The 1355-nt window shown below is 40.5% G+C and carries 1 protein-coding gene; it reads left to right on the forward strand.

What is annotated here, in order from left to right:
* A partial coding sequence (locus tag AC1DPQ_RS27840) for a hypothetical protein (RefSeq protein ID WP_477611581.1) occupies nucleotides 1-1151 on the forward strand: 1151 nt, incomplete at its 5' end.
* Nucleotides 1152-1355 lie beyond the last annotated feature (204 nt).

Raw genomic sequence — 1355 nt, forward strand, 5'->3', positions numbered from 1 at the left:
GCCTGGAGAACCATGATATTGTTCACCCCGATTATATGGGCGCCTGGATTATGAATGCTGGCAATGATCTGGATTTCCTTTTGACCGGACGAAAAACATATGAAGCATTTTTGTACAATCTTAATCATGTTTACGATWTGCAGAAAAGATTTTTGTTACCTGATGGTGGTTATTGCTACCCCAATGGTCAGGACTGGGCACTTTTTAGAAATGCAGACTGGATAACTTGTCATGCAACTGCTGTGGCCCGTTTTAACGACCCTGAGGCATTGTACCACCTGCATGATGGTATTGCCACTGCAGAAAAAATGCAGGCCCGGAATCCAGATGGAGCGATTTATGCACCTGGAGAGAATTTTTTTCCATCTTCACAACCACATCTGGGATATTGGCTGACACAGGCGTGGCTTGTTCTGCATTTTGCAAAAAAAGAGCTGGTTGAAACGACTCCTGTCGCCGGGATAAATTATCTTCAGGATGGAAAAATAATTCTACGTCGGGACAGTAAATCCATTCAGACCGTTTCGTGGGGCGAAATGATTATGATACAGATGATGCCAATGGCTAAAGACCATGTTATTTCTCCAGACCAGAGAAATGGCATAGGCAGAGTAGTTGTAAAAAATTCGAAAGATAAAGATTCTACACTGGCAGTTACTTTAAAGCAAATAGAGGTGAAGCCGAACAAAAATGGTTTTTCGGTAAAAATGGTACTGCGCCACGGTGATCTGATCCAAAGTGATATTAGCTGCGAAACAAATGCCAATGGAAGCCTTACAATAAAGGAAGTGCTTACTGCACTAAAGCCGTGTAATACAAGTGCTATTGAGACATTGAGTTTTGGCATTTTAAATAATACCAACTGGGTGTACGAAACAGGGAAAAGAAATCTTAGGATCGGAGATAAGTCTTTTGTAGCCAAAGCAGCTAGCGGTTTAGAATATTCACTCAGTGCAGCAGCAGCTTCAGTAGATAATATGCTTTTTGAAATGGACAGACCAGCGGTTATCTCCTATAAAGGAGCAAAACAGGTCGAACGTTCACGTTTCACAGACATGCTGGTGTTAAACTCGATCGATAAAGAACATGAATGGAAAAATGGCGAACTGATATCTGATCGTCAGCTAACAATAGCTGTGCAGGCAAAATAGTCCTCTTTTTGCACAGATGCTGGCTGAATACAGGAAAGGATGAAAAGTGGGTGATCGCGATCGGTCTTCAGCCAATGAACAGGGTGGTAATTATATGAACTTAAATAGTTGATTATTAGTTGCTTGAGGAAAAAATAAAAAATATTTAAAAAAAATAAATGCTGATGAAAAAAAATGCCTTAATAATTTTTGCTTTGTTCGCGG

This window comes from Pedobacter sp. 01T416_2 (assembly GCF_056398925.1).